This is a genomic window from Streptococcus sp. STR1/CE/0325 (assembly GCF_055386095.1).
Map to the genome: position 1 here is coordinate 77,821 of NZ_AP045018.1, position 24,540 is coordinate 102,360.

The following is a 24,540-nucleotide window of genomic DNA, read 5'->3' on the forward strand; positions in this document are numbered from 1 at the left end:
CAATTGTTGAGATAAGGCGCATCACGAGTAAAAACGTGATGATGACGATCGTTTCGTTTGCCAGTTTGTATTTGGACAAACGGGTCTGTTCACATAACCATTGGAATCACCTTCTTTCCTGCTAAATGATTTTAATTTATTTCACCGTGATCTATTGATGAATAGAATGCAGCATGAGAGTTGTCTAATAGTGAGGTAGGCTTGGGATGAGGGAGAAATATCCCTAGAAGAGCTAAGACGACCAAGCATTTCGATATCCGTTTCATAAGAAGACTCCCCTTTCTTTTGTTTACGCTTTCATTGTAAACCTATCTTTTTTATCTGTCAAGTCTTTTTTTCATTTTTTTTTAAAAAAAGTCTAAAAAAACTTTATCACAACTTGCCTTCTGCTGAGATAAGCGGTATAATGAGAAATAGGATAAATAAAAAAGGAAACAAATCAATGAATCAAACCTTAGGCAGTCGGCTCAAGTATCTGCGCAAACAAAAGGGCCTCTCACAAAAAGAAGTGGCAGATGGCATCTGCGAACAAAGCCAGTTGAGTAAGTTTGAACGAGGGCTGATTACGCCCTCCTCCCAGTTACTGCATAAGCTAGCTCAGAGACTAGAAGTCTCGATAGACTATTTTTTTGATGAAAAGATGACCATCCCCTCCAACCTGACCTCCTTTAAAAAGATCGCTTTTCGTCTCTTAGATGATCGCAACTATGAGGAGTTAGAGTATCTGTTCAACTTGGAAAAGGAGAAAAAGTCTAGACTCTCTATTGATGAACAACACTATTTAGACTGGATAGAAGTCTTGATATTATATTATGATCATGATAAAAAAGAGCAGGCCATTCATAAATTAGAAAAGCTGGCTAAAATTGTGGCCCCTCAGAGTCCGACTTATCTGGATGTTCTCAATACCTTGGCTAACTTTTATGCCAACAAGGATGAAGTGAAACGTTACGAGGAGATCTATCAGCTTCTCATCAAGGAGTATGAGACCAAGGATTTCTCCTACTCGGATCATCTTTTTGGCTATATCAAGGTGCAACACAATTATAGCTATTATCTTTGGAAAAAGGGGGAGAACTTTGCGGCCATGGATCTAGCACTTGAGACAATCGAACTCTGCAAAAAACACCATACCAGCTATCAACTAGCTGTCTTGATTTCCATTGTAGCCAATGCTGGTGAGGATTTTCTCCCTCGTGAGACCTTGAAGGAGTACTACACCGAGGCCAAGTACCTCTGCAAGATCTTTGGTCAGGAACGTCTCTACCTCAAGTTTGAAGAGGGCTTGCAGCGAGATTTTCCCGATAGCAAATAAAGAGCTTTCCAATAATTCATTTGAGTATTTCCTCTTTCTATGGTAAAATAAGATGATATTATTTTGAAAACAAGGGAGATCTACCATGATTGAAGCAAGTAAGTTAAAAGCTGGGATGACGTTTGAGTCTGAGGGCAAATTGCTCCGCGTTTTGGAAGCAAGCCACCACAAACCAGGTAAGGGAAACACCATCATGCGCATGAAACTGCGTGATGTGCGTACGGGTTCTACTTTTGACACGAGCTACCGTCCTGAGGAAAAATTTGAGCAAGCTATCATTGAGACACGTCCTGCTCAATACCTTTACAAGATGGATGACACGGCTAACTTTATGGATACAGAAAGCTATGACCAATACGAAATTCCAGTTGCTAACGTGGAAAATGAGTTGCTCTACATCCTTGAAAACGCTGAGGTGAAGATTCAATTCTACGGTACAGAAGTAATCGGTGTGACCGTTCCAACAACGGTTGAACTCACTGTAACAGAGACCCAACCATCTATCAAGGGAGCGACTGTGACGGGTTCTGGTAAGCCAGCGACACTTGAAACAGGTCTTGTGGTTAACGTGCCTGACTTTATCGAAGTGGGTCAAAAACTGATCATCAACACCGCTGAGGGAACTTACGTTTCACGTGCTTAATAGGGGTCTTTTGTGACCTTATTTCAGGATTACGTATAGAAAGGAAGAGCGATGACAAATGAAACCATTGGTGAGATCGTCATAGCACCACGCGTGCTAGAGGTCATCACAGGGATTGCGGCCATGAAGGTCGAAGGCGTGCACTCGCTTCACAACAAGACCATGACCGATACACTCAGCAAGACCACGCTTGGTCGTGGGGTTTATCTGGAGTCAGATGAAGAGGGACGCTTGAGTGTGGACATCTACCTTTATCTGCAATATGGTGTCAGTGTACCAGCAGTGGCTATTGCTATCCAGCAAGCGGTCAAGTCAGCGATTTTTGACATGGCGGAGGTCGTGGTGGATGAGGTCAATGTGCATGTGCTTGGCATTGTCCCAGAAAAAACGCCAAAACCAGACATGAAGTCATTGTTTGAAGAGGACTTCTTGAATGACTGAGATGAAGCATTCACGCCGTGAGCTAAGAGAGCGGGCCTTTCAGGCAGTCTTTGCCGAGACCTTTGGGGCGGACAGCTTAGAGGCGGCATACTTTGCTTATAGCTATGACAAGGATTTGGCAGAAGATGAGGTCTTGGATGTGCCTGCTTTCTTGCTCCAGTTGGTCACAGGGGTGAGAGAGCACCGTGAGGACTTGGATGAGCGCATCGCGCCCAAGCTAAGGTCTGGCTGGTCTTTGGAGCGTTTGACCAAGGTGGATTTGAGCCTGCTTCGTCTGGGGCTTTACGAGATGCTCTATCATGACGAAACTCCGTCTAAGGTAGCGCTCAATGAAAGCATCGAACTAGCTAAGGCTTATGGCAATGACCAATCGCCACGTTTTATCAACGGGATTCTAACCCAGTTTGCATCCCAAGAATCTTAAATATAAAGTAGGAGTCCTGTGGACTCCTTTTTTGTTCAAGAAGAAAACGGCTTCTCTGACGAGGTGAGGTTTCCACTAAAGAAATGGGAAAAAATTTGTTATAATAGACAAACAAAGGACGAGAGAAGAGGTAGCTTGATGGAAATAATGGAAAAAGCCCCTGCAAAAATTAACCTCGGTTTGGATATTATGGGCAAGCGCTTGGACGGCTACCACGAGTTGTCCATGATTATGGTCAGCGTGGATTTGAATGATTATGTCATCTTATCGGAACTCCCAGATGGTCGGATTGAGTTTGAGTCCAACAGCCACAGGATGCCCCACAATCATAAAAATGATGTCTATAAGGCGGTGCGTCTGGTCAAGGAACGTTACGGTATTACAGCTGGGGTCAAGATTCGTCTGGAAAAGACCATTCCCATCTGTGCTGGGCTTGGAGGTGGCTCTTCTGATGCGGCGGCGACTCTTCGGGCGCTCAATCAGCTGTGGGATTTGCGCTTGAGCAAGGAGGAGTTGATCGATTTGGCCTTTGAGATTGGCAGTGATGTACCCTATTGTCTAGAAGGCGGCTGTGCTTGGATCGGAGGCAAGGGAGAAGTGGTAGAGTTGCTGCCCACCAAGCTCTCCTCTTGGGTTGTCTTGGTCAAGCCAAAATTCGGTGTTTCGACGCGGACGATTTTTAAGGAGATTGAGCCAGAAACCATCTCGCGTGTGGATATCGATGGGCTAAAGGCTGCCATCTTGGCTGATGATTATGAGGGCATGCTTGCCAGCATGGGCAATTCCTTGGAGGACATCACCATCAAGAAGCGTCCCTTTATCCAAAAAATCAAGGACAAGATGCTAGAGGCTGGGGCGGATGTGGCGCTGATGACAGGGAGTGGGCCGACGGTCTTTGCCCTTTGCCCGACCGAGAAACGTGCCAATCGGGTCATGAATAGTATGAAAGGCTTTTGCCAAGAAGTCTATAAGGTCAGGCTTTTGTCCTAAAGAGTTGAGGTTTTCTTTGACTCTTTTTTATTTTATGCTATAATTAACTGGTTAATAATAAAATGGGGGAAACAAAGATGAACATGTCCCAGCAAATCGATGAAGTCTTGCAGCAAATCCTGCTCAAGGCTGAAAATCAGCATGAACTCTTGCTCGGTGCTTGCAGGAGCGATGTCAAGTTGACCAATACACAAGAACATATTTTAATGCTATTATCCAAGGAATCTTTGACCAATTCAGAGTTGGCCAAGCGCTTGTCTGTCAGTCAGGCAGCTGTGACCAAGGCGGTCAAAAGTCTGGTCAAAGAGGACTTGATCGATATCCAAAAAGACCGCAAGGACGGTCGGATTAGTCTTTTGACCTTGACACCGGCTGCTCTTCCTATTGCCAAGGAACACGATGAGCATCACCAAAAGACCTTAGCTGTTTATGAAAATTTGTTGCAGGGTTTTTCAGCAAGTGAGCAAGAAGTGATTGCCCGTTTTCTAGATGCCCTGTCAAAAGGATTGGAGGAAGCCTAGATGCGCTACATTACCGTTGAAAATCTCTCCTATCAGTACGAGCAAACTCCTGTTTTGGAAGGGGTCAATTATCATCTGGATAGCGGAGAGTTTGTAACCCTAACTGGGGAGAATGGGGCTGCCAAAACCACCCTTATCAAGGCGACTTTAGGTATCTTACAGCCCAAGGTTGGGACGGTGACCATCTCGCCTGTCAATACCCAAGGTAAAAAACTGCGAATGGCTTATCTTCCTCAGCAGATTGCTAGTTTTAATGCAGGGTTTCCAAGTACCGTTTATGAGTTTGTCAAGTCTGGACGCTATCCGAGAAAAGGCTGGTTCAGACAGCTCAATAGCCACGACGAGGAGCATATTAAGGCTAGCTTAGAGTCTGTTGGCATGTGGGAAAATCGACATAAGGGCTTGGGAGATCTCTCTGGTGGACAAAAGCAACGGGCGGTGATTGCTCGGATGTTTGCCTCTGATCCAGATGTTTTCGTCCTAGATGAGCCGACCACTGGGATGGATGCAGGGACCACCAAGACCTTTTATGAACTCATGCACCACAATGCTCATAAGCACGGCAAGTCGGTGCTCATGATTACCCATGATCCAGAAGAGGTCAAGGCTTATGCGGATCGCAATATCCATCTAGTGCGCAACCATGATTTGCCTTGGCGTTGTTTTAATGTGCATGAAAGGGAGGATGAGGCTTCATCATGATTGCAGAGATTTTACAGTATGATTTTATGCAGCGCGCGCTGTTGGCGGTGGTTGCTATTAGTATTTTTGCGCCAATTTTAGGTATTTTTCTCATTTTAAGGCGGCAGAGTCTTATGAGTGATACCCTTAGTCATGTTTCCTTAGCTGGAGTGGCGGTAGGTGTCTTTCTAGGGATTTCACCGACTTGGACCACAGTTTTAGTGGTGGCGGTAGGTGCCTTGGTTTTGGAATACCTACGGACGGTTTATCGCCACTATATGGAGATTGCGACCGCTATCCTCATGTCCCTAGGTCTTGCTTTGTCTTTAATTATCATTAGTAAGGCGGACAATGCCTCTAGTGTCAATCTCGATCAGTATTTGTTTGGTTCGATTATCACCATTAGCACGGAGCAGGTGGTGGCGCTCTTTAGCATTGCGGCGGTGATTTTGCTCTTGACCTTCTTTTTCATCCGGCCCATGTACATCCTCACTTTTGACGAAGATACCGCCTTTGTTGATGGCTTACCTGTTCGGCTTATGTCGGTGTTCTTTAACTTAGTGACGGGGATTGCTATTGCGCTCATGATTCCAGCGGCTGGTGCCCTTCTTGTTTCCACCATTATGGTGCTGCCTGCCAGTATCGCCATGCGGTTAGGTCGGAGTTTCAAGAGTGTGATTTTCTGGGCGATCGGCATTGGTTTTGTCGGCATGGTGGCAGGGATTTTTCTCTCTTATTTTTGGGAAACACCAGCGAGTGCGACGATTACCATTATTTTTATCGGTCTTTTCTTGTTGGTCAGCCTTATCAAGAGAAAATAAAAAAGGTGTTTCGCGTGAAACATCTTTTTTATTTACGTTTGAGGTGAAAACGAGGTCGCAGAACTTCCTGAGGTTCTCTAAGGGTACGGATAAAGGAAGCGACAGGTGAGAGCAGGTAGAAGTAAAAGGCGATGTAGGGGTTGATCTTGGCAAGACCAATGATGATTAAGCTAATGATGATGGAATTAAGGAGCCTGCGGTAGCTGACGTGTTTGACAAATTCTTTGGTGTGGATTGTGTTGGCATAGCGTTCTTGCAGGATAAAGTACTTGAGGCACCACTGAAAAAAGTTGGTGATGATAGCGATAAGGGCATAAGCAAAAACGGCTGTAAAGGTGATTTCCTCCATCATCCAGTGGGTAAAGACGGGAAGGAGCGCTAAGCTTGCCATAAAGAGGAATTGGGTGATGACAATCTTTGGCGAGACAGTCTTTGTCCCATCAAAGGCCACATGATTGTGCCACCAGAGATCAGCAACTAAGAAAAAGGTGACGAGAAAGAGAAAGATACTGTGGCGAAACTCGTGGAATGAAACGCTGGCACTTGGAATAGGAATCTCCAGCAGCATGACGGTCATGACAATGGCGATGACGGCATCGGAAAAGACTTCCAAATGGTCTTTCATGCGTTTTTTATTGGCGATGTCTTCTTCGTTTTTGAGGACTTCTAAGACTTCTCTAGCTTCTTTTTCGCTGAGGCCTTCAAGTTCAGGATAGGAGAGGGCAAATTCGTCACGGACTTTTTCGATAAAGTCTTGGATGTCTTGTTGGCGCTGTTCGCGGTTTGGGTGTGATTTTTGATTTTCTCTAGGCATGTTTCTTCTTTCTTTTTCACAGAAAAAGCTCGTGGACCGAGCTTTTGGGATTAGGCATAGGTGAGGACGGCGTATTTTTTCTTACCACGTCTGATAACGGTGAGTTCACCGTCGATTTTGTCGCTATCTGTTAGAGTATAGTCGAGCTCACTCAAACGCTCACCGTTGAGGTAGATAGCTCCGTTGGTGATATCTTCTCTTGCTTGGCGCTTGGATGGGGAGATACCCGCTTGCACCAAGATATCTACGATATTACGATTATCTTCGGCTTGTACCTCGTAGTTCGGTACGTTTTTGAGCCCCTCTTTTAGAGATTTGGCAGAGAGTTCCTTGATATTTCCTCTAAAGAGTTGCTCGGTGATGTGGAGGGCTTCCTCGTAGGCAGCTTCTCCGTGAACGAGCGTGACCACTTCCTTAGCTAGGATTTTTTGGGCGAGGCGCTCATGTGGTGCAGCTTCAAATTGTTTTTGGATGTCTGCAATCTCCTCAAGCGACAAGAAGGTGAAAATCTTGAGGAAGCGAATGGCATCCTCATCCATGACGTTGAGCCAGAACTGGTACATCTCGTAAGGCGAGGTTTTCTCTGCGTCTAGCCAGATGGCGTTGCCTTCTGATTTACCAAATTTTTTGCCTGTGCTGTCCGTGATGAGGGGCACTGTGATGATGTGGGCGGTCGTGTCTGCCTTTCTGCGTAGCAGTTCGGTTCCTGCGGTCATGTTGCCCCACTGGTCGCTCCCTCCGATTTGCAAGGTTACGCCGTGTCTGCGGTTGAGCTCGTAAAAGTCAAACCCTTGCATGATTTGGTAGGCAAATTCGGTGTAGGAAATCCCTGTTTCAATGCGTTTTTTGACGGATTCCTTACTCATCATGTAGTTGACGGTAAAGTATTTGCCGACATCCCGCAAGAAATCAATGAAAGAAATATCCTCAAACCAATCGTAGTTGTTGGTTATGACCGCCTTGTTGTCACCCTTGTCAAAATCTAGAAAACGGTCTAATTGTTTTTGGATTTTATTGCCCCAATCTTTGACCGTATCCTTGGTTTGCAGGCTTCTTTCTGCATCTTTAAAAGACGGATCTCCAATCAGACCAGTGGCACCGCCCACCAAAGGATAAGGCTTGTGACCAGCCAACTGCAAGTGGCGCATGATAAGAATTGGCACTAAGTGACCGAGGTGGAGGCTATCTGCTGTTGGGTCATAGCCAGAGTAAAAGCTGACAGGTCCCTCCTCAAAAGCCTTTCTCAGCTCGTTTTCGTCCGTGGTTTGAAAAATCAAACCGCGTTCTTTTAGGTGATCAAAAATATTCATGGAAGTCCTCTTTTCGTCTTTGATTTTATTCTCCATTATAACAAAAAAAGCCCTAACTGGCAAAAGGCATTTCAAGGAAAGGTGTATCTTTTGGATAATATGGGAAAAATGTTAAAAGTTTTGCTATAATAAGGGAACGAGGTATGATAAACGATGAAGAAAAAACGACGTAACCAAGAAAAACAGAACTCTTGGACCCTTGTGGAGATTGGGACTGTCTTTTTGGAGACGCTGAGGCATTTGTCTCGCTTTTTCCTCTTAGCCCTACTCTTTTTTGTGATGTTGGGTCTAGGGTTAGGCTTGGGTTATTTTGCTAGTCAAGTGGATGAAGTAGCCGTTCCGCCTAAGGACGAGCTGCTCAAGCAAGTCGAAGCGCTCAGTACGACCTCATCAATGGTTTATGCCGATGGCACGACGATCGCAAGCATTGATAGCGACCTCTTGCGCACACCTGTCAAGGGAAATGATATTTCGGATTACTTAAAAAAAGCCATCATTGCAACAGAGGATGAAAATTTTAAGAGTCATCACGGTGTTGTACCAAAGGCGGTATTCAGGGCCACCTTGGGATCGCTCTTGGGACTGGGGGAAAGCAGTGGGGGGTCAACCCTCACCCAGCAGTTGCTCAAACAGCAGGTGTTAGGAGATGATCCCACCTTTAAGCGCAAGGCAAGGGAAATGGTTTATGCTTTAGCGCTAGAGCGTTATATGGATAAGGAGACCATCCTAACCGATTATCTCAACGTCTCTCCTTTTGGGCGCAATAATCGGGGGCAAAATATCGCTGGTGCTGAAGAAGCAGCAAGGGGGATTTTTGGGGTTTCGGCTAAGGATTTGAGCCTGCCGCAAGCCGCTTTTCTAGCAGGACTTCCTCAAAGTCCCATTGTTTATTCTCCCTATACCGCAGATGGGCAGTTGAAATCCAAGGAAAATATGGCGGCGGGTCTTGCCAGACAGCAGACCGTCCTCTACAATATGTACCGCACAGGTGTCTTGTCGCAGTCTGAGTACAAAACATACAGTAACTATGACATCAGCAAGGATTTTAAAGCGCCTGAGCAAGTCGGTAGTAGCCAGCATGACTATCTCTACTATACCGTCATGGCTGAAGCAGAAGACCATCTCTATGATTACTTGGTCAAACGTGATGGCGTGTCCGAACAAGACTTGAAAAATGACGAAACCAAAAAAGCCTATCGTGAGAAAGCCAAAGCAGATCTGCGTCTAGGTGGCTATCAAGTGGTGACCACCATTAACCGTCCAGTCTATGAAGCCATGCAGACAGCAGCTGCTCAGTACGGAAGTCTCCTAGATGATGGCACAGGCCAGCTTGAGATGGGAAATGTCCTCATGGACAATCAGACAGGGGCGATTTTGGGCTTTGTGGGGGGAAGAAATTACCGTAGCAACCAAAATAACCATGCCTTTGATACCAAGCGCTCACCAGGTTCTAGTATCAAGCCCATCTTGGCTTATGGTATTGCGATTGACCAAGGCTTGATGGGAAGTGCTAGTGTCTTGTCCAACTATCCCACGACCTTTTCTAGTGGACAAAAAATCATGCACGGAGCTGATGAGGGAACGACCATGATTTCGCTGCAAGAGGCGTTAAATACTTCTTGGAATATTCCTGCCTACTGGACCTACCGCCTATTGCGACAAAAAGGCGTTGACGTTGCCGATTATATGAAGAAGATGAATTATGACATCGCTGATTATAGTATCGAAAGCTTACCGCTTGGAGGGGGAATTGAAGTTTCTGTTGCCCAACAAACCAATGCTTACCAAGCTCTTGCAAATGGCGGAGAATATCAGCAAGGTTACATCATCGATCAGATTAGGGATGCCAGTGGTCAGGTCATCTATCACCATGAGCAAAAACCGATTCGTGTTTACAGCAAGGCAACAGCTAGCATCATGGAGGAACTGCTCAAAGGTCCCGTGGCTTCTGGTGTGACCACGTCCTTTAAAAATCGTTTGTCTGCTCTGAATCCTGCGCTGGCTTCTGGTGTGGATTGGACAGGAAAGACCGGAACGACTGACAATTATTCTGATGCTTGGCTCATGCTCTCTACACCTAGGGTGTCCTTGGGAAACTGGACAGGGCATGATGACAACCATTCTATGCAGTCCTTGACCGGCTATAACAACCACGCTAGCTATGTCGCAGCCTTGGTCAATGCCATCAACCAAGCAGATAGTAGTGTTTTTGGCAGCGAGCGTTTTGGGTTAGATTCTAGCATTATCCGAGCAGATGTGCTCAAATCTACTGGTCTAAGACCAGGAAAGGTGGATGTGCCAGGACGAGGAGCCATCACGGTCAACGGTGAGATGACCACCAGCTATTGGGCAAAAAATGGTCCAGGTAATATGACTTACCGCTTTGCTATTGGGGGTACGGATAGTGATTATCAAAAAGCTTGGTCCAGTTTATTGGGACGTTAGTCTTGTCAAAATGAAAAAAATATGCTAAAATGGTATCAAATATTGTCGTCTGTTTTAGCTGAAATCTTGTCCAGCTAGGACTTACAGCAGTTAAATCACTCTTGATTAAGAACGATTTGGCTGCTCTTTTTGTGCCCAAAATTAGGAAAAAAACAGTTTGTCACCTAAACTTAATCTTTCTAATTATTTCAAAAAGGACAAAACTGAGCTATCAAAGAGCTTAGTATCTTAGTTGTATGCGACGGTTATCTTTTGATTCGACAATAATCAAAAGATAACCTAGTCAGTCGCCTAGCTTAGCCTTATAGGGCTAAGCGTCAGAAAGCTAGAGGCTTTGCCTCAGCTTTTCTGTGGCGAGTGGAACTCGGGCTAAAAGCGTCGGGAAAAAGATAGCCATCCCTTGGATGCATGGCATCCTGCTGTTTGTCTCCTATTTTCCTCTTGCTTTTTTAACGCCCTTAGTATCTTAGTTGTAAACGAACTCGCCCTCATTTTCTAGGAAAATAGACAAAGTTTCCTTGTGCCAAGAGGCACTGCGTCACCTTTTCTAATTTTCTACGAAAATGTCCGCTAAAGCGGACCGGGCTTAGTATCTTAGTTAAAGGAGTTATCACGTGGCAGGACATGAAGTTAAGTACGGTAAACACCGGACACGTCGTAGTTTTTCAAGGATTAAAGAAGTTCTTGATTTGCCAAATTTGATTGAAATTCAAACCGATTCATTCCGTGACTTTTTAGATAGTGGTTTGAGGGAAGTCTTTGAAGATGTGCTTCCGATCAGCAACTTCACCGACAGCATGGAGTTGGAATTTGTTGGTTATGAACTAAAAGAGCCTAAATATACCCTAGAAGAGGCGCGTGCTCATGATGCCAATTATTCTGCACCACTTTTTGTGACCTTTAGGCTAATCAATAAAGAAACAGGCGAAATCAAGACGCAAGAAGTCTTCTTTGGTGATTTCCCACTCATGACGGAGATGGGAACCTTTATCATCAACGGAGCAGAGCGGATCATCGTTTCTCAGTTGGTGCGCTCTCCCGGTGTTTACTTCAATGAAAAAATCGATAAAAATGGTAAGGTTGGTTACGGCTCAACCATCATCCCAAACCGTGGAGCTTGGCTTGAGTTAGAAACAGATGCCAAGGACATTGCTTATACTCGTATCGACCGTACACGTAAGATTCCATTTACCACGCTGGTGCGTGCCCTTGGTTTTTCTGGTGATGATGAGATTGTCGATATCTTTGGCGATAGCGAGCTGGTACGCAATACCATTGAAAAAGACATTCATAAAAATCCAAGCGACTCTAGAACAGATGAAGCCCTCAAAGAAATCTATGAGCGCCTTCGTCCAGGTGAGCCAAAGACAGCAGAAAGTTCTCGTAGCCTTTTGATTGCTCGTTTCTTTGATCCACGTCGTTACGATTTAGCAGGCGTTGGTCGCTACAAGATCAATAAAAAACTCAGCGTTAAAACCCGCCTTTTGAACCAAACCATCGCTGAAAATCTGGTTGACCCAGAAACGGGTGAAATCTTGGTGGAAAAAGGCACTGTGATGACCCGTGATGTCATTGACAGCATTGCAGAGCATTTGGATGGGGATTTGAACAAGTTTGTTTACACGCCAAATGATTTTGCTGTGTTGACCGAGCCTGTGGTCCTTCAAAAATTCAAGGTAGTGGCTCCAACTGACCCTGATCGTGTGGTGACTATCGTTGGCAACAGCAATCCAGACGACAAGGTTCGTGCGTTGACCCCAGCTGATATCCTTGCGACCATGAGTTACTTCTTAAACTTGGCAGAAGGTCTTGGCAAGGTTGATGATATCGACCACCTTGGAAACCGTCGTATCCGTGCGGTGGGCGAGTTGCTAGCTAATCAATTCCGTATCGGTCTTGCCCGTATGGAACGAAACGTGCGTGAGCGCATGAGTGTGCAGGACAATGAATCCCTCACGCCACAACAAATTATCAATATTCGTCCAGTGACCGCAGCGGTCAAAGAATTCTTTGGTTCATCTCAGTTATCTCAGTTCATGGACCAACACAACCCACTTTCTGAGTTGTCCCACAAACGTCGTTTGTCTGCCCTTGGACCGGGTGGTTTGACCCGTGACCGTGCCGGCTACGAGGTTCGGGACGTGCACTACACCCACTACGGTCGGATGTGTCCGATTGAAACGCCTGAAGGACCAAACATCGGTCTGATCAACAACTTGTCGTCTTACGGACATTTGAACAAGTACGGCTTTATCCAAACACCTTACCGTAAGGTGGACCGTGCAACGGGTCAAGTAACCAACGAGATTGTCTGGTTGACAGCAGATGAAGAAGATGAGTACACAGTGGCTCAGGCTAACTCTAAATTGAACGAAGACGGCACTTTTGCAGAAGAGATCGTCATGGGTCGTCATCAAGGTAACAACCAAGAGTTCCCAGCAGCCATCGTTGATTATGTGGACGTATCACCAAAACAGGTAGTAGCTGTTGCGACGGCATGTATTCCTTTCTTGGAAAACGATGACTCGAACCGAGCCCTCATGGGTGCCAACATGCAACGTCAGGCAGTCCCTCTTATTGATCCTCATGCACCATATGTGGGAACTGGAATGGAATATCAAGCTGCCCACGATTCAGGTGCAGCGGTGATTGCTAAACATGACGGTCGTGTAGTCTACTCAGATGCAGACAAGGTCGAGGTGCGCCGTGAGGACGGTAGCCTTGATGTCTATCACATTACCAAATTCCGTCGTTCCAACTCAGGAACAGCCTACAATCAACGCACCCTTGTTAAGGTCGGCGATTTGGTCGAAAAAGGTGACTTTATTGCAGACGGTCCTTCTATGGAAAATGGAGAAATGGCGCTTGGTCAAAACCCAATCGTTGCCTACATGACTTGGGAAGGGTATAACTTTGAGGATGCTGTCATCATGAGTGAACGCTTGGTCAAAGAGGATGTTTACACCTCGGTCCACTTAGAAGAGTTTGAAAGTGAAACTCGTGACACCAAGTTAGGCCCTGAAGAAATCACTCGTGAGATTCCAAACGTGGGTGAAGATGCCCTTAAAGATCTGGATGAGATGGGGATTATCCGCATCGGAGCAGAAGTCAAAGAAGGCGATATCTTGGTCGGTAAGGTTACACCTAAAGGGGAAAAAGATCTTTCGGCCGAAGAACGCTTGCTCCACGCTATCTTTGGAGACAAATCTCGTGAAGTTCGTGACACCTCTCTTCGTGTCCCTCACGGAGGAGACGGTATTGTCCGCGATGTGAAGATCTTTACCCGTGCTAATGGTGATGAGCTTCAATCAGGTGTCAATATGTTGGTGCGTGTTTACATTGCCCAAAAACGTAAGATTAAGGTTGGGGACAAGATGGCGGGACGCCACGGAAATAAAGGGGTTGTGTCTCGGATTGTACCGATTGAGGACATGCCTTATCTTCCTGACGGTACGCCGGTTGACATCATGTTGAACCCACTTGGGGTGCCATCACGGATGAACATCGGTCAGGTTATGGAACTTCACCTTGGTATGGCGGCTCGTAACCTTGGTATTCACATTGCGACTCCAGTCTTTGATGGGGCAACCTCAGAAGATCTTTGGTCAACGGTCAAGGAAGCTGGTATGGCAAGCGATGCCAAGACTGTTCTTTATGATGGTCGGACAGGTGAGCCATTTGATAATCGTGTTTCTGTTGGGGTCATGTACATGATCAAACTTCACCACATGGTTGACGATAAACTCCATGCCAGATCAACAGGTCCTTACTCACTTGTTACCCAACAACCACTCGGTGGTAAAGCCCAATTTGGTGGACAACGGTTCGGTGAGATGGAGGTGTGGGCGCTTGAAGCTTATGGTGCCTCAAACGTGCTCCAAGAGATCTTGACCTACAAATCAGACGATGTCACTGGTCGTCTCAAAGCTTATGAAGCTATTACCAAAGGCAAACCGATTCCAAAACCAGGTGTTCCAGAATCCTTCCGTGTCTTGGTCAAAGAGTTGCAATCACTCGGTCTTGACATGCGTGTCCTTGACGAAGACAATATCGAAGTCGAACTGCGTGACCTTGATGAGGGCGAAGATGATGATGTGATGCACGTGGACGAATTAGAAAAAGCCCGTGAAAAACAAGCCAGAGAAGCAGCTCTAGAAGAGCAAGAAAAAGAAGAAACAGCAGTTGAAATTGCTGAAGCAATCGAGGAAGTAGTAACAACAGAGGAAGGATAGGTCAAATTTTGCTCCATCTTTCCTTAGTGGTTGCTTCTAGCCCACCTCGTATGAAATTAAAAAAGAAAGGTCAGTTATAGTGGTTGATGTAAATCGTTTTAAAAGTATGCAAATCACTCTCGCTTCACCTAGTAAGGTTCGCTCATGGTCTTACGGTGAGGTCAAGAAACCAGAAACCATTAACTATCGTACCCTAAAACCAGAACGCGAAGGTCTCTTTGACGAAGTTATCTTTGGTCCGACCAAGGATTGGGAATGTGCCTGTGGGAAATACAAACGCATCCGTTACAAGGGGATCGTCTGTGACCGTTGTGGGGTTGAGGTGACGCGTGCCAAGGTGCGTCGTGAGCGTATGGGACATATTGAGTTGAAAGCCCCAGTCTCTCATATTTGGTACTTCAAAGGGATTCCAAGCCGTATGGGATTGACGCTTGACATGAGTCCACGTGCTTTGGAAGAAGTCATTTACTTTGCAGCTTATGTTGTTATCGATCCAAAGGATACACCGCTTGAGCCAAAGACGCTTTTAACCGAGCGCGAATACCGTGAAAAACTCATGGAGTATGGTCCAGGTTCTTTCGTCGCTAAGATGGGGGCAGAAGCCATTCAAGATCTCTTGAAACAGGTGGATTTAGAAGCTGAAATTGCAGCCCTCAAAGAAGAACTCCGTACCGCTTCTGGTCAAAAACGGATCAAGGCCATTCGTCGATTAGATGTTCTTGATGCCTTCTACAAATCTGGTAATAAACCAGAGTGGATGGTGCTCAACATCCTTCCAGTCCTTCCACCAGACTTACGTCCAATGGTGCAGTTGGATGGTGGTCGTTTTGCTGCATCTGATCTTAACGACCTTTATCGTCGTGTTATCAATCGGAATAATCGTCTTGCTCGCCTTTTGGAACTTAATGCGCCAGGTATCATTGTTCAAAATGAAAAACGTATGCTCCAAGAAGCTGTTGATGCTCTGATTGACAATGGTCGTCGTGGTCGTCCGATTACTGGTCCAGGTAGCCGTCCACTCAAGTCCCTCAGCCACATGCTCAAAGGAAAACAAGGGCGTTTTCGTCAAAACTTGCTCGGAAAACGGGTGGACTTCTCAGGACGTTCCGTTATCGCTGTTGGTCCAACTCTTAAGATGTACCAATGTGGTGTGCCACGTGAGATGGCAATTGAGCTCTTTAAACCGTTTGTGATGCGCGAGATTGTCGCTCGTGATTACGCAGGAAACGTCAAAGCCGCTAAGCGCATGATTGAGCGTGGGGATGAGCGTATTTGGGACATCCTAGAAGAAGTCATCAAAGAGCATCCTGTGCTCCTTAACCGCGCACCGACCCTCCACCGTTTGGGGATTCAGGCTTTTGAACCAGTCCTTATTGATGGACGTGCGCTACGTCTTCACCCTCTCGTGTGTGAGGCCTATAATGCCGACTTTGACGGAGACCAAATGGCCATTCACGTGCCATTGTCAGAAGAAGCCCAAGCCGAAGCTCGCCTCTTGATGTTGGCTGCTGAGCACATCTTGAATCCAAAAGATGGAAAACCAGTTGTTACCCCATCTCAGGACATGGTACTTGGAAACTACTACCTCACCATGGAAGAGGCTGGTCGCGAAGGCGAAGGTATGGTCTTTAAGGATGCAGACGAAGCTGTGATGGCTTACCGCAATGGTTTGGTCCATCTTCATAGCCGTGTTGGGATTGCGGTAGATAGCATGCCAGACAAACCGTGGACAGACGATCAACGCCACAAGATTATGATTACAACAGTTGGTAAGATCTTGTTCAATGAGGTTATTCCAGCGGATCTGCCTTATCTCCAAGAGCCAACCAACAGCAACTTAACCGAAAAAACACCAGACAAGTACTTCTTAGAACCAGGGACAGACATCAAAAAAGCTATCGATGCCCTTGAGTTGAACCTCCCATTTAAGAAGAAAAATCTCGGAAATATCATCGCAGAAACCTTCAAACGTCTGAGAACAACGGAAACATCCGCCTTTCTTGACCGTTTGAAAGACCTTGGTTACTACCATTCTACCCTAGCTGGTTTGACCGTGGGGATTGCTGATATTCCTGTGATTGATAACAAGCAAGACATCATTGACATGGCCCACAAGAAGGTCGAAGAAATCAACAAGGCTTTCCGTCGTGGTCTCATGACTGATGATGATCGCTACGCTGCGGTCACAGGAACTTGGCGTGAAGCCAAAGAAGAGCTAGAAGCACGCTTGATTGAAACCCAAGATCCAAAGAACCCAATCGTTATGATGATGGACTCTGGAGCCCGTGGTAACATCTCCAACTTCTCCCAGCTTGCGGGGATGCGTGGTCTGATGGCTGCACCAAATGGTCGTATCATGGAATTGCCAATCCTATCTAACTTCCGTGAAGGATTGTCCGTATTGGAAATGTTCTTCTCTACTCACGGTGCGCGTAAAGGGATGACCGATACCGCTCTTAAAACCGCTGACTCTGGATACTTGACCCGTCGTTTGGTTGACGTGGCACAGGACGTGATTATCCGTGAAGATGACTGTGGCACAGACCGTGGTCTCAAGATTCGCGCCATCACAGATGGTAAGGAAGTCACTGAAACGCTGGAAGAACGTCTTCAAGGCCGTTATACCAAGAAGAGTGTCCGTCATCCAGAAACTGGTGAAATCATCATTGGTGCTAACGAACTCATCACTGAGGACATGGCAGCAGAGATCGTCGTAGCTGGTGTTGAAGAAGTAACCATCCGCTCTGTCTTTACATGTAACACCCGTCATGGTGTCTGCCGTCACTGTTACGGTATCAACCTAGCAACAGGGGATGCCGTTGAAGTCGGTGAAGCAGTCGGCACCATCGCCGCTCAGTCTATCGGTGAGCCGGGTACTCAGTTGACCATGCGGACCTTCCATACCGGAGGGGTAGCGTCAAATACCGATATCACCCAAGGTTTGCCACGTATTCAGGAAATCTTTGAAGCGAGAAATCCAAAAGGGGAAGCTGTTATCACTGAGATGAAAGGTGAAGTCATCGAGATTGAAGAAGATGCTTCAACCAGAACCAAGAAGGTTTACGTCAAAGGTGAACGGGGGATGGGCGAGTATATCGTACCATTCACAGCCCGTATGAAAGTTGGCGTTGGCGATCAAGTGGAGCGTGGTTCTGCGCTGACCGAAGGGTCTATCCAACCAAAACGCCTTCTCGAAGTGCGCGATACCTTGTCTGTTGAAACTTATTTGCTTTCAGAAGTGCAAAAAGTTTACCGTAGCCAAGGGGTAGAAATCGGCGATAAACACGTTGAGGTCATGGTTCGTCAAATGCTACGCAAGGTGCGTGTCATGGATCCAGGAGATACCGATCTCCTTCCAGGAACTCTTATGGACATCTCAGACTTTACCGATGCCAATAAGGAAATCCTCATCGCAGGTGGCCTTCCAGCAACCAGCCGTCCAGTCCTTATGGGAATTACCAAGGCTTCCCTTGAAACCAATTCCTTCCTCTCAGCAGCGTCCTTCCAAGAGACCACTCGTGTCCTTACTGATGCTGCCATTCGTGGTAAGAAAGATCACCTCCTTGGACTTAAGGAGAATGTCATTATCGGTAAGATCATCCCAGCAGGTACTGGTATGGCACGTTACCGCAATATCGAACCACAAGCTATCAATGAATTTGAAGTCAAAGAACAAGAAGACATTGATACCCCAGAAGCTGCCAAGCAAATTCTTGAAAATGAAAAAGAAATCGAGAAAGTGGCAGTGAAATAATCAGAAGCGTTTGAAACAAGGAATTGTTTCAAACGCTTTTTTAATGTTTATTTAAGCAAAAAGGTTTAATCTTGGAAGAAAATAGAGTATAATAGAAGTCTTAGTAAGAGGAAAAAAAGATGTATCAAGTTATTACGTTATGTGGCGACAGTGAGCCATGGTGGTTTTTAGACGATTGGAAGAAAGACATCGTCACGGTTAAAGAATTTGATGATTATTATACCGCCCTAAAACACTATAAGAAAGAATGGTTTAATCTTGCTGCTCGCTATCCTAGTTTTATTAGCAAGAGTTCATTGATGAGTGCTTTTTGGAATAAGAGAGAACAGTTTTGGTGCGAGGAATGTGTGGATTATTTACAACGTTATCACTCAGTAGCTTTGTTGGCGAATTGGCAGGAGCTTCCCTTTGATTGTCATCGTCCAGGTTATGAAAAAGCAAACGATCAGAGCCTTCCTTATGCTTGCAGTGTTTCTTTTCAAACAAAAAAGATAGTCTAAGTTTATTGACTTAGGCTATTTTTTTATGGTTTTGCGAATAGTTAGGTAAGGAGGTTGAGATGATACAAGAACTTGGAAAAAGTATGATTCAAGAAGCGGTAGAAAGAGAAGCACAAGATATTTATCTGCTTCCTAGACAATCATCCTACGAACTTTATTTGCGTATCAAAGACAGGCGTGTCTTTGAGCGTTCTCTTAAAAGAGAAGAAGGAATGGCGCTGATTAGCCACTTTAAATTTGTAGCAGGCATGAATGTCGGAGAGAAAAGACGCAGTCAGCTTGGTTCTTGTGATTATGCTTATGGCGACAATCAAGCGGTTTCGTTGAGGCTGTCAAGTGTGGGCGATTACAAAAATGATGAAAGTTTGGTGATTCGGATTTTATTTGATGGCAAACGAAATCTGACCTACCATTTCGATGCCCTCGAATCCATTTTACCTTGCCTGCAAGAACGAGGGCTGTACCTGTTTTCCGGTCCGGTCGGTAGCGGAAAAACCACCTTGATGCATCAACTGATTCAAGAAAAATTTGCGCATAAACAAACCATTACCATTGAAGATCCGGTTGAAATTAAGCAAGATCACATGTTGCAATTACAGGTCAATCCCAGCATTGGTGCGACTTATGATAATTTAATCAAACTCTCCTTGCGGCATCGTCCGGATCTATTGATTATTGGGGAGATTAGGGACAAAGAAACCGCCCAAGCAGCCATTCGAGCCAGTTTGACAGGCACTATTGTTCTTTCAACGGTGCATGCCAAGAGTATCTCAGGGGTTTATGCCAGATTGTTAGAGCTTGGGGTCACCAAGGAAGAATTGTATCATAGCCTTCGCGCTATCGTTTATCAGCGGTTAATTGGGGGAGGAGGTGTGATTGATCTTGCGACCGAACAGTTTGAAAATTACGTCCCAGACAGATGGAATGCCAAAATCGACCAGCTGGTGGAAAAAGGACTTCTCTCTCTTGAAGAAGCACAGGCTGAAAAAATTACCTCTCGCTAAGCAAAGAAAGGTCATTCAGCTCTTTCACAGCCTCTTGGTCAGTGGCTTTACCCTCAATGAGATTGTGGTCTTTCTAAAGCGTAGTCAGCTCTTAGAGGAAGTTTATGTTCATCGACTAGAAGAGGGGCTACTATCCGGTGAGACCTTATCGCAGCTTTTAAAACGCTTAGGCTTTTCTGATGCAATTGTCACCCAGTTGTCTCTTGCCGAGGAGCACGGGGATTTGGTCAGCAGTATGGCCTTGATTGATGATTATCTCTTACAGATGGCTAGCGTTCGTAAAAAGCTGATTGAAGTGGCAACCTACCCCATCTTATTGCTTTCGTTTTTGATGCTCATCATGATTGGACTCAAAAATTATCTCCTGCCTCAGCTAGAGGAGGGTAATCTTGCCACTCAGCTGGTTGCTTTGTTTCCAAGTCTCTTTTTTACAGGGGCTGGGGTGATGCTTTGTTTGATTGGGCTGGTTTATCGCTATTATCAAAAAGTGCCTCGCTTGAAATGGGTCACACAATTAAGTCGTCTGCCCTTTATCGGAAAGACCGTTCAGCTCTATCTCACGGCATATTACGCTAGAGAATGGGGAAATCTCATGGGGCAGGGCATTGGCTTGGTTGATTTGGTTGCTCTGATGCAAGAACAGTCGTCTTCTCTTTTTCAAGAAATTGGACACGACATGGAGGAAAGACTTTTAACAGGACAGGCTTTTCATACCATTGTAGAAGGCTATCCTTTCTTTTTAAGAGAGCTCAGTCTGATGATTGAATACGGTCAGGTCAAATCCAAATTAGGTCAAGAATTGAGCATTTATGCCAGAGAAATCTGGGAACGTTTTTTCAGCCGACTGCATCAGGCAACCCAGCTGATTCAACCCCTCATTTTTATTTTTGTCGCAGTGGTCATCGTTATGATTTATGCTGCCATGTTATTACCAATGTATCACAGTATGGAGGTGACGTTATAATGAAACAAAAACTCGTAGAAAAATTGAGAAAAATAAGCAGAAAAAAGGCAAGCGCCTTCACGTTGGTGGAAATGCTTGTGGTCCTTTTAATCATCAGCGTCTTGCTGCTTTTGTTTGTCCCTAATCTCAGTCAACAAAAAGACAAGGTCAAAGAAAGTGGTACCGCTGCTGTTGTCAAGGTTGTGGAAAGCCAAGCCGAACTTTATGAGCTAAATAGCGATGATAGAGCAACCCTTCGAGCGCTCGTTAATAAGGGCAATATCACAGAAAAACAAGCCAAAGCCTATAACGATTATTACAGTAAGCATGGGAATGAAGCGCGTGCAGTTGACAATTAAGGCTTTCACTTTATTAGAAAGTCTATGTGTCTTGGTTGTGGTCAGTTTTTTACTCTTTACCTTTTCAGGTGGGGTAAAATCGACCTTTGACAAGGTGGAACAAAATTTATTTTTCCTCTCCTTTGAGCAAATGTACCGCCACACCCAAAAATTAGCAGTCAGTCAGCAAAAGGAGCTAACTCTTGAGATTGGAGAAAAAGAGATAAACAATGGGCAAAAACGTCTCTCCATTCCAAAGACCATTCAGCCTGTGGCTTCTTACCGCTTGATTTTTAATGCTAAAGGAGGCAATTCTTCTCTTTCTAAGATTAGCTTTGAATCGCAGGAGAAGGTGGTTGCTTATCAGTTATATATAGGGAGTGGGCATTATAAAAAAACAGAAACTAAAAGGATACATTCTTCTTGAGAGCTTGAGCGCCTTAGCTATCTTAGTCACGATTACAAGCCTTATTTTAGGGCAGGTTAATCAAGAGCGGGCTAATCGTTTCAGTCAGTTAAAAAGACAAGAAATTTTGAATGTTGCCCAGATGGCGGTTCAAACCAATCAAGAAAGTCTCTCACTCAATGGTGTCAGTGTCAGAGTGAAAAAAACGAAAACCAGCATTCGAGTTTATCATGAGAAGAAAGAGGTGTTAGCGATTGAAAAAGCGTAAGGTCAGAGCCTTCACCCTTTTGGAGTGCTTGGTTGCCCTCTTGGTCTTAGTGGGTTCCATATCGGTATATCAAGGTTTGACCAAGGTCTTGGTGCACAATGTTCATCATCTGTCGGAAAATACGCAGCGAGACTGGCTTCTTTTTTGTCAGCAATTACGAAAAGAACTAGAAGGTGGTGAGTTTGTCAAAGTAGAGCAGCACAAGTTGTATATTAAAAAAGGCAGCCAAGAATTGGCTTTTGGCCAATCTAAAGCCGATGATTTTCGTAAAACCAATGCTGACGGCAGAGGCTATCAACCCATGATGACAGGTTTAAAAGCAACACAAATCAAAAAAGCAGGCAATATCATCACCATTCAGCTATCCTTCAAACAAGGTGGAGAAAGGACTTTTCAATATGCGATGGAAAACCCAAGTTAAAGGAGGGGTCTTACTTTACGCTTTACTGATGTCTAGCTTGTTTCTCCTTCTTCTCCAATTTTATATCACTCAAGTCATCGATCACCAAAAGGAGTTGACCTCACTAGAGGACAATAGTCGCGCCTATCTCATGACCCAATTAGCTCTGGAAGAAAAAAATCAAGAGACCTTGACCTTTACTACGGGACAAACCAAGAAACAAGGAAAAGATCATCAGCAAGAAATTTTGGTTCGATTAAAAAATGGCGAAACTTATACCTACCAGTTTTATCAAAAAGAGTGAGATAACAGCAGCCGCAAGGCTGTTTTTTAGATTGTGAGCTTTGAGGCTCCTGCTTAAATCCCAGTTGTTCTAAGGTTTTTAAGATCTGGAGAAAAAAAGCTAAAAAAAGTTTAAAAAAGGTATTGACAGTTGTGCTGAAGTTTGCTAGAATATAGTAGTTGTCGCTTGAGAGAGCGCAAAAGACCTTTGAGAACTAAATAAGAAACAACCAAGTAAGGGTTACACGAAGTAACCCGTCAATAAAGAAAAAGCTAGCAATAGCATGAGTAAGATTTAAACGAGAGTTTGATCCTGGCTCAGGATGAACGCTGGCGGCGTGCCTAATACATGCAAGTAGAACGCAGAGGAGAGGAGCTTGCTTCTCTCTAATGAGTTGCGAACGGGTGAGTAACGCGTAGGTAACCTACCTCTTAGCGGGGGATAACTATTGGAAACGATAGCTAATACCGCATAACAGCTTATGCTGCATGGCATAGGTTTGAAAGGCGCAAGAGCGTCACTAAGAGATGGACCTGCGTTGTATTAGCTAGTTGGTAGGGTAAAGGCCTACCAAGGCGACGATACATAGCCGACCTGAGAGGGCGATCGGCCACACTGGGACTGAGACACGGCCCAGACTCCTACGGGAGGCAGCAGTAGGGAATCTTCGGCAATGGGGGCAACCCTGACCGAGCAACGCCGCGTGAGTGAAGAAGGACTTCGGTTCGTAAAGCTCTGTTGTAAGCGAAGAACGGGTGTGAGAGTGGAAAGCTCACACTATGACGGTAACTTACCAGAAAGGGACGGCTAACTACGTGCCAGCAGCCGCGGTAATACGTAGGTCCCGAGCGTTATCCGGATTTATTGGGCGTAAAGCGAGCGCAGGCGGTTTCGTAAGTCTGAAGTAAAAGGCTGTGGCTTAACCATAGTACGCTTTGGAAACTGCGGGACTTGAGTGCAGAAGGGGAGAGTGGAATTCCATGTGTAGCGGTGAAATGCGTAGATATATGGAGGAACACCGGTGGCGAAAGCGGCTCTCTGGTCTGTAACTGACGCTGAGGCTCGAAAGCGTGGGTAGCGAACAGGATTAGATACCCTGGTAGTCCACGCCGTAAACGATGAGTGCTAGGTGTTAGGCCCTATCCGGGGCTTAGTGCCGTAGCTAACGCAATAAGCACTCCGCCTGGGGAGTACGACCGCAAGGTTGAAACTCAAAGGAATTGACGGGGGCCCGCACAAGCGGTGGAGCATGTGGTTTAATTCGAAGCAACGCGAAGAACCTTACCAGGTCTTGACATCCCTCTGACCGGCCTAGAGATAGGCTTTCTCTTCGGAGCAGAGGTGACAGGTGGTGCATGGTTGTCGTCAGCTCGTGTCGTGAGATGTTGGGTTAAGTCCCGCAACGAGCGCAACCCCTATTGTTAGTTGCCATCATTAAGTTGGGCACTCTAGCGAGACTGCCGGTAATAAACCGGAGGAAGGTGGGGATGACGTCAAATCATCATGCCCCTTATGACCTGGGCTACACACGTGCTACAATGGCTGGTACAACGAGTTGCGAGTCGGTGACGGCAAGCTAATCTCTTAAAGCCAGTCTCAGTTCGGATTGTAGGCTGCAACTCGCCTACATGAAGTCGGAATCGCTAGTAATCGCGGATCAGCACGCCGCGGTGAATACGTTCCCGGGCCTTGTACACACCGCCCGTCACACCACGAGAGTTTGTAACACCCGAAGTCGGTGAGGTAACCGTAAGGAGCCAGCCGCCTAAGGTGGGATAGATGATTGGGGTGAAGTCGTAACAAGGTAGCCGTATCGGAAGGTGCGGCTGGATCACCTCCTTTCTAAGGAACAGTAGAGATACTGGAACGGATTTACTTGGTTCTTATTTAGTTTTGAGAGGTCTTGTGGGGCCTTAGCTCAGCTGGGAGAGCGCCTGCTTTGCACGCAGGAGGTCAGCGGTTCGATCCCGCTAGGCTCCATAGGGTACATTTGTTATCCTAAGTTTA

General features: G+C 45.7%; 21 protein-coding genes, 1 tRNA gene and 1 rRNA gene. 21 read left to right on the forward strand and 2 right to left on the reverse strand.

Going from position 1 to position 24,540, the window contains the following annotated elements; all coding sequences use genetic code 11:
- Positions 1 to 442: 442 nt before the first annotated feature.
- The 8 genes from ACZ49W_RS00465 to ACZ49W_RS00500 all read left to right on the forward strand — a co-directional run bounded on the left by ACZ49W_RS00465 (position 443) and on the right by ACZ49W_RS00500 (position 5,836).
- The gene (locus ACZ49W_RS00465; RefSeq protein WP_464813396.1) at positions 443 to 1,315 is read left to right on the forward strand and encodes a helix-turn-helix domain-containing protein; all 873 of its coding nucleotides are present in this window, start codon (positions 443 to 445) and stop codon (positions 1,313 to 1,315) included.
- An 85-nt stretch (positions 1,316 to 1,400) separates the two neighbouring features.
- Complete coding sequence (gene efp, locus ACZ49W_RS00470) at positions 1,401 to 1,958, forward strand: elongation factor P (protein WP_464813397.1); 558 nt, start codon at positions 1,401 to 1,403, stop codon at positions 1,956 to 1,958.
- Positions 1,959 to 2,009: 51 nt separating this feature from the next.
- A complete protein-coding gene (locus ACZ49W_RS00475) occupies positions 2,010 to 2,399 on the forward strand; it encodes an Asp23/Gls24 family envelope stress response protein (protein ID WP_464813398.1) in 390 nt (129 codons plus the stop codon).
- Positions 2,392 to 2,823 (forward strand): transcription antitermination factor NusB, encoded by a 432-nt coding sequence (nusB, locus tag ACZ49W_RS00480; protein WP_464813399.1) that lies wholly within the window; start codon positions 2,392 to 2,394, stop codon positions 2,821 to 2,823. The genes ACZ49W_RS00475 and nusB overlap by 8 nt, the downstream gene beginning before the upstream one ends.
- A 138-nt stretch (positions 2,824 to 2,961) precedes the next feature.
- Complete coding sequence (gene ispE / locus ACZ49W_RS00485; RefSeq protein WP_464813400.1) at positions 2,962 to 3,813, forward strand: 4-(cytidine 5'-diphospho)-2-C-methyl-D-erythritol kinase; 852 nt, start codon at positions 2,962 to 2,964, stop codon at positions 3,811 to 3,813.
- 77 nt (positions 3,814 to 3,890) lie between these two features.
- Entirely contained in the window at positions 3,891 to 4,334 is a 444-nt protein-coding gene (locus tag ACZ49W_RS00490; protein ID WP_464813401.1) for a zinc-dependent MarR family transcriptional regulator, read from the forward strand.
- Positions 4,335 to 5,036 carry a metal ABC transporter ATP-binding protein gene (locus ACZ49W_RS00495; protein ID WP_464813402.1) on the forward strand — a complete coding sequence of 234 codons (702 nt, stop codon included), beginning with the start codon at positions 4,335 to 4,337 and terminating at the stop codon, positions 5,034 to 5,036.
- Positions 5,033 to 5,836, forward strand: a complete 804-nt coding sequence (locus ACZ49W_RS00500; protein WP_464813403.1) for a metal ABC transporter permease — start codon at positions 5,033 to 5,035, stop codon at positions 5,834 to 5,836. The genes ACZ49W_RS00495 and ACZ49W_RS00500 overlap by 4 nt, the downstream gene beginning before the upstream one ends.
- A gap of 28 nt (positions 5,837 to 5,864) precedes the next feature.
- On the opposite strand, the gene ACZ49W_RS00505 is transcribed toward ACZ49W_RS00500, so the two are convergent.
- Both ACZ49W_RS00505 and tyrS read right to left on the reverse strand, forming a co-directional pair.
- The gene (locus tag ACZ49W_RS00505; protein WP_464813404.1) at positions 5,865 to 6,650 is read right to left on the reverse strand and encodes a TMEM175 family protein; all 786 of its coding nucleotides are present in this window, start codon (positions 6,648 to 6,650) and stop codon (positions 5,865 to 5,867) included.
- 50 nt (positions 6,651 to 6,700) lie between these two features.
- A complete protein-coding gene (tyrS, locus tag ACZ49W_RS00510) occupies positions 6,701 to 7,960 on the reverse strand; it encodes a tyrosine--tRNA ligase (protein WP_464813405.1) in 1,260 nt (419 codons plus the stop codon).
- Between the two features lie 153 nt (positions 7,961 to 8,113).
- Between tyrS and pbp1b the strand changes: the two genes are divergently transcribed.
- The 13 genes from pbp1b to ACZ49W_RS00575 all read left to right on the forward strand — a co-directional run bounded on the left by pbp1b (position 8,114) and on the right by ACZ49W_RS00575 (position 24,513).
- A complete protein-coding gene (gene pbp1b, locus ACZ49W_RS00515; RefSeq protein WP_464813406.1) occupies positions 8,114 to 10,405 on the forward strand; it encodes a penicillin-binding protein PBP1B in 2,292 nt (763 codons plus the stop codon).
- 614 nt (positions 10,406 to 11,019) lie between these two features.
- On the forward strand, positions 11,020 to 14,637 hold the full coding sequence (gene rpoB / locus ACZ49W_RS00520; RefSeq protein WP_464813407.1) for a DNA-directed RNA polymerase subunit beta: 3,618 nt from the start codon (positions 11,020 to 11,022) through the stop codon (positions 14,635 to 14,637).
- 79 nt (positions 14,638 to 14,716) lie between these two features.
- Positions 14,717 to 18,391: a DNA-directed RNA polymerase subunit beta' gene (gene rpoC / locus ACZ49W_RS00525; RefSeq protein WP_464813408.1), complete on the forward strand. Its 3,675-nt coding sequence runs from the start codon at positions 14,717 to 14,719 to the stop codon at positions 18,389 to 18,391.
- 119 nt (positions 18,392 to 18,510) lie between these two features.
- On the forward strand, positions 18,511 to 18,891 hold the full coding sequence (locus ACZ49W_RS00530; RefSeq protein WP_464813409.1) for a DUF1033 family protein: 381 nt from the start codon (positions 18,511 to 18,513) through the stop codon (positions 18,889 to 18,891).
- 59 nt (positions 18,892 to 18,950) lie between these two features.
- The gene (comGA, locus tag ACZ49W_RS00535) at positions 18,951 to 19,895 is read left to right on the forward strand and encodes a competence type IV pilus ATPase ComGA (RefSeq protein WP_464813410.1); all 945 of its coding nucleotides are present in this window, start codon (positions 18,951 to 18,953) and stop codon (positions 19,893 to 19,895) included.
- A complete protein-coding gene (gene comGB / locus ACZ49W_RS00540; protein ID WP_464814934.1) occupies positions 19,816 to 20,859 on the forward strand; it encodes a competence type IV pilus assembly protein ComGB in 1,044 nt (347 codons plus the stop codon). The genes comGA and comGB overlap by 80 nt, the downstream gene beginning before the upstream one ends.
- 23 nt (positions 20,860 to 20,882) lie before the next feature.
- Positions 20,883 to 21,197, forward strand: coding sequence for a competence type IV pilus major pilin ComGC (comGC, locus tag ACZ49W_RS00545; protein WP_464814935.1), 315 nt, complete (start codon positions 20,883 to 20,885; stop codon positions 21,195 to 21,197).
- A complete protein-coding gene (gene comGD / locus ACZ49W_RS00550; protein ID WP_464813411.1) occupies positions 21,166 to 21,603 on the forward strand; it encodes a competence type IV pilus minor pilin ComGD in 438 nt (145 codons plus the stop codon). Before comGC ends, comGD begins: the two co-directional genes overlap by 32 nt.
- On the forward strand, positions 21,557 to 21,850 hold the full coding sequence (comGE, locus tag ACZ49W_RS00555) for a competence type IV pilus minor pilin ComGE (RefSeq protein WP_464813412.1): 294 nt from the start codon (positions 21,557 to 21,559) through the stop codon (positions 21,848 to 21,850). Before comGD ends, comGE begins: the two co-directional genes overlap by 47 nt.
- The gene (gene comGF, locus ACZ49W_RS00560; RefSeq protein WP_464813413.1) at positions 21,837 to 22,271 is read left to right on the forward strand and encodes a competence type IV pilus minor pilin ComGF; all 435 of its coding nucleotides are present in this window, start codon (positions 21,837 to 21,839) and stop codon (positions 22,269 to 22,271) included. Before comGE ends, comGF begins: the two co-directional genes overlap by 14 nt.
- Entirely contained in the window at positions 22,249 to 22,554 is a 306-nt protein-coding gene (gene comGG / locus ACZ49W_RS00565; RefSeq protein WP_464813414.1) for a competence type IV pilus minor pilin ComGG, read from the forward strand. The genes comGF and comGG overlap by 23 nt, the downstream gene beginning before the upstream one ends.
- A gap of 273 nt (positions 22,555 to 22,827) precedes the next feature.
- Positions 22,828 to 24,375 (forward strand): 16S ribosomal RNA (locus ACZ49W_RS00570).
- 65 nt (positions 24,376 to 24,440) lie between these two features.
- Positions 24,441 to 24,513 (forward strand) — tRNA-Ala (locus tag ACZ49W_RS00575).
- Positions 24,514 to 24,540: the final 27 nt, after the last annotated feature.

What these genes read in the sequence shown, in the direction of transcription:
- comGG (WP_464813414.1), top strand. Translation starts at nt 22,249, where the DNA reads ATGCGATGGAAAACCCAAGTTAAAGGAGGGGTCTTACTTTACGCTTTA.
- ispE (WP_464813400.1), top strand. Translation starts at nt 2,962, where the DNA reads ATGGAAATAATGGAAAAAGCCCCTGCAAAAATTAACCTCGGTTTGGAT.
- comGD (WP_464813411.1), top strand. Translation starts at nt 21,166, where the DNA reads ATGGGAATGAAGCGCGTGCAGTTGACAATTAAGGCTTTCACTTTATTA.
- ACZ49W_RS00505 (WP_464813404.1), bottom strand. Translation starts at nt 6,650, where the DNA reads ATGCCTAGAGAAAATCAAAAATCACACCCAAACCGCGAACAGCGCCAA.
- ACZ49W_RS00500 (WP_464813403.1), top strand. Translation starts at nt 5,033, where the DNA reads ATGATTGCAGAGATTTTACAGTATGATTTTATGCAGCGCGCGCTGTTG.
- nusB (WP_464813399.1), top strand. Translation starts at nt 2,392, where the DNA reads ATGACTGAGATGAAGCATTCACGCCGTGAGCTAAGAGAGCGGGCCTTT.
- tyrS (WP_464813405.1), bottom strand. Translation starts at nt 7,960, where the DNA reads ATGAATATTTTTGATCACCTAAAAGAACGCGGTTTGATTTTTCAAACC.
- ACZ49W_RS00490 (WP_464813401.1), top strand. Translation starts at nt 3,891, where the DNA reads ATGAACATGTCCCAGCAAATCGATGAAGTCTTGCAGCAAATCCTGCTC.
- pbp1b (WP_464813406.1), top strand. Translation starts at nt 8,114, where the DNA reads ATGAAGAAAAAACGACGTAACCAAGAAAAACAGAACTCTTGGACCCTT.
- efp (WP_464813397.1), top strand. Translation starts at nt 1,401, where the DNA reads ATGATTGAAGCAAGTAAGTTAAAAGCTGGGATGACGTTTGAGTCTGAG.
- ACZ49W_RS00475 (WP_464813398.1), top strand. Translation starts at nt 2,010, where the DNA reads ATGACAAATGAAACCATTGGTGAGATCGTCATAGCACCACGCGTGCTA.
- comGA (WP_464813410.1), top strand. Translation starts at nt 18,951, where the DNA reads ATGATACAAGAACTTGGAAAAAGTATGATTCAAGAAGCGGTAGAAAGA.
- ACZ49W_RS00495 (WP_464813402.1), top strand. Translation starts at nt 4,335, where the DNA reads ATGCGCTACATTACCGTTGAAAATCTCTCCTATCAGTACGAGCAAACT.
- ACZ49W_RS00465 (WP_464813396.1), top strand. Translation starts at nt 443, where the DNA reads ATGAATCAAACCTTAGGCAGTCGGCTCAAGTATCTGCGCAAACAAAAG.
- comGB (WP_464814934.1), top strand. Translation starts at nt 19,816, where the DNA reads ATGCCAAAATCGACCAGCTGGTGGAAAAAGGACTTCTCTCTCTTGAAG.
- ACZ49W_RS00530 (WP_464813409.1), top strand. Translation starts at nt 18,511, where the DNA reads ATGTATCAAGTTATTACGTTATGTGGCGACAGTGAGCCATGGTGGTTT.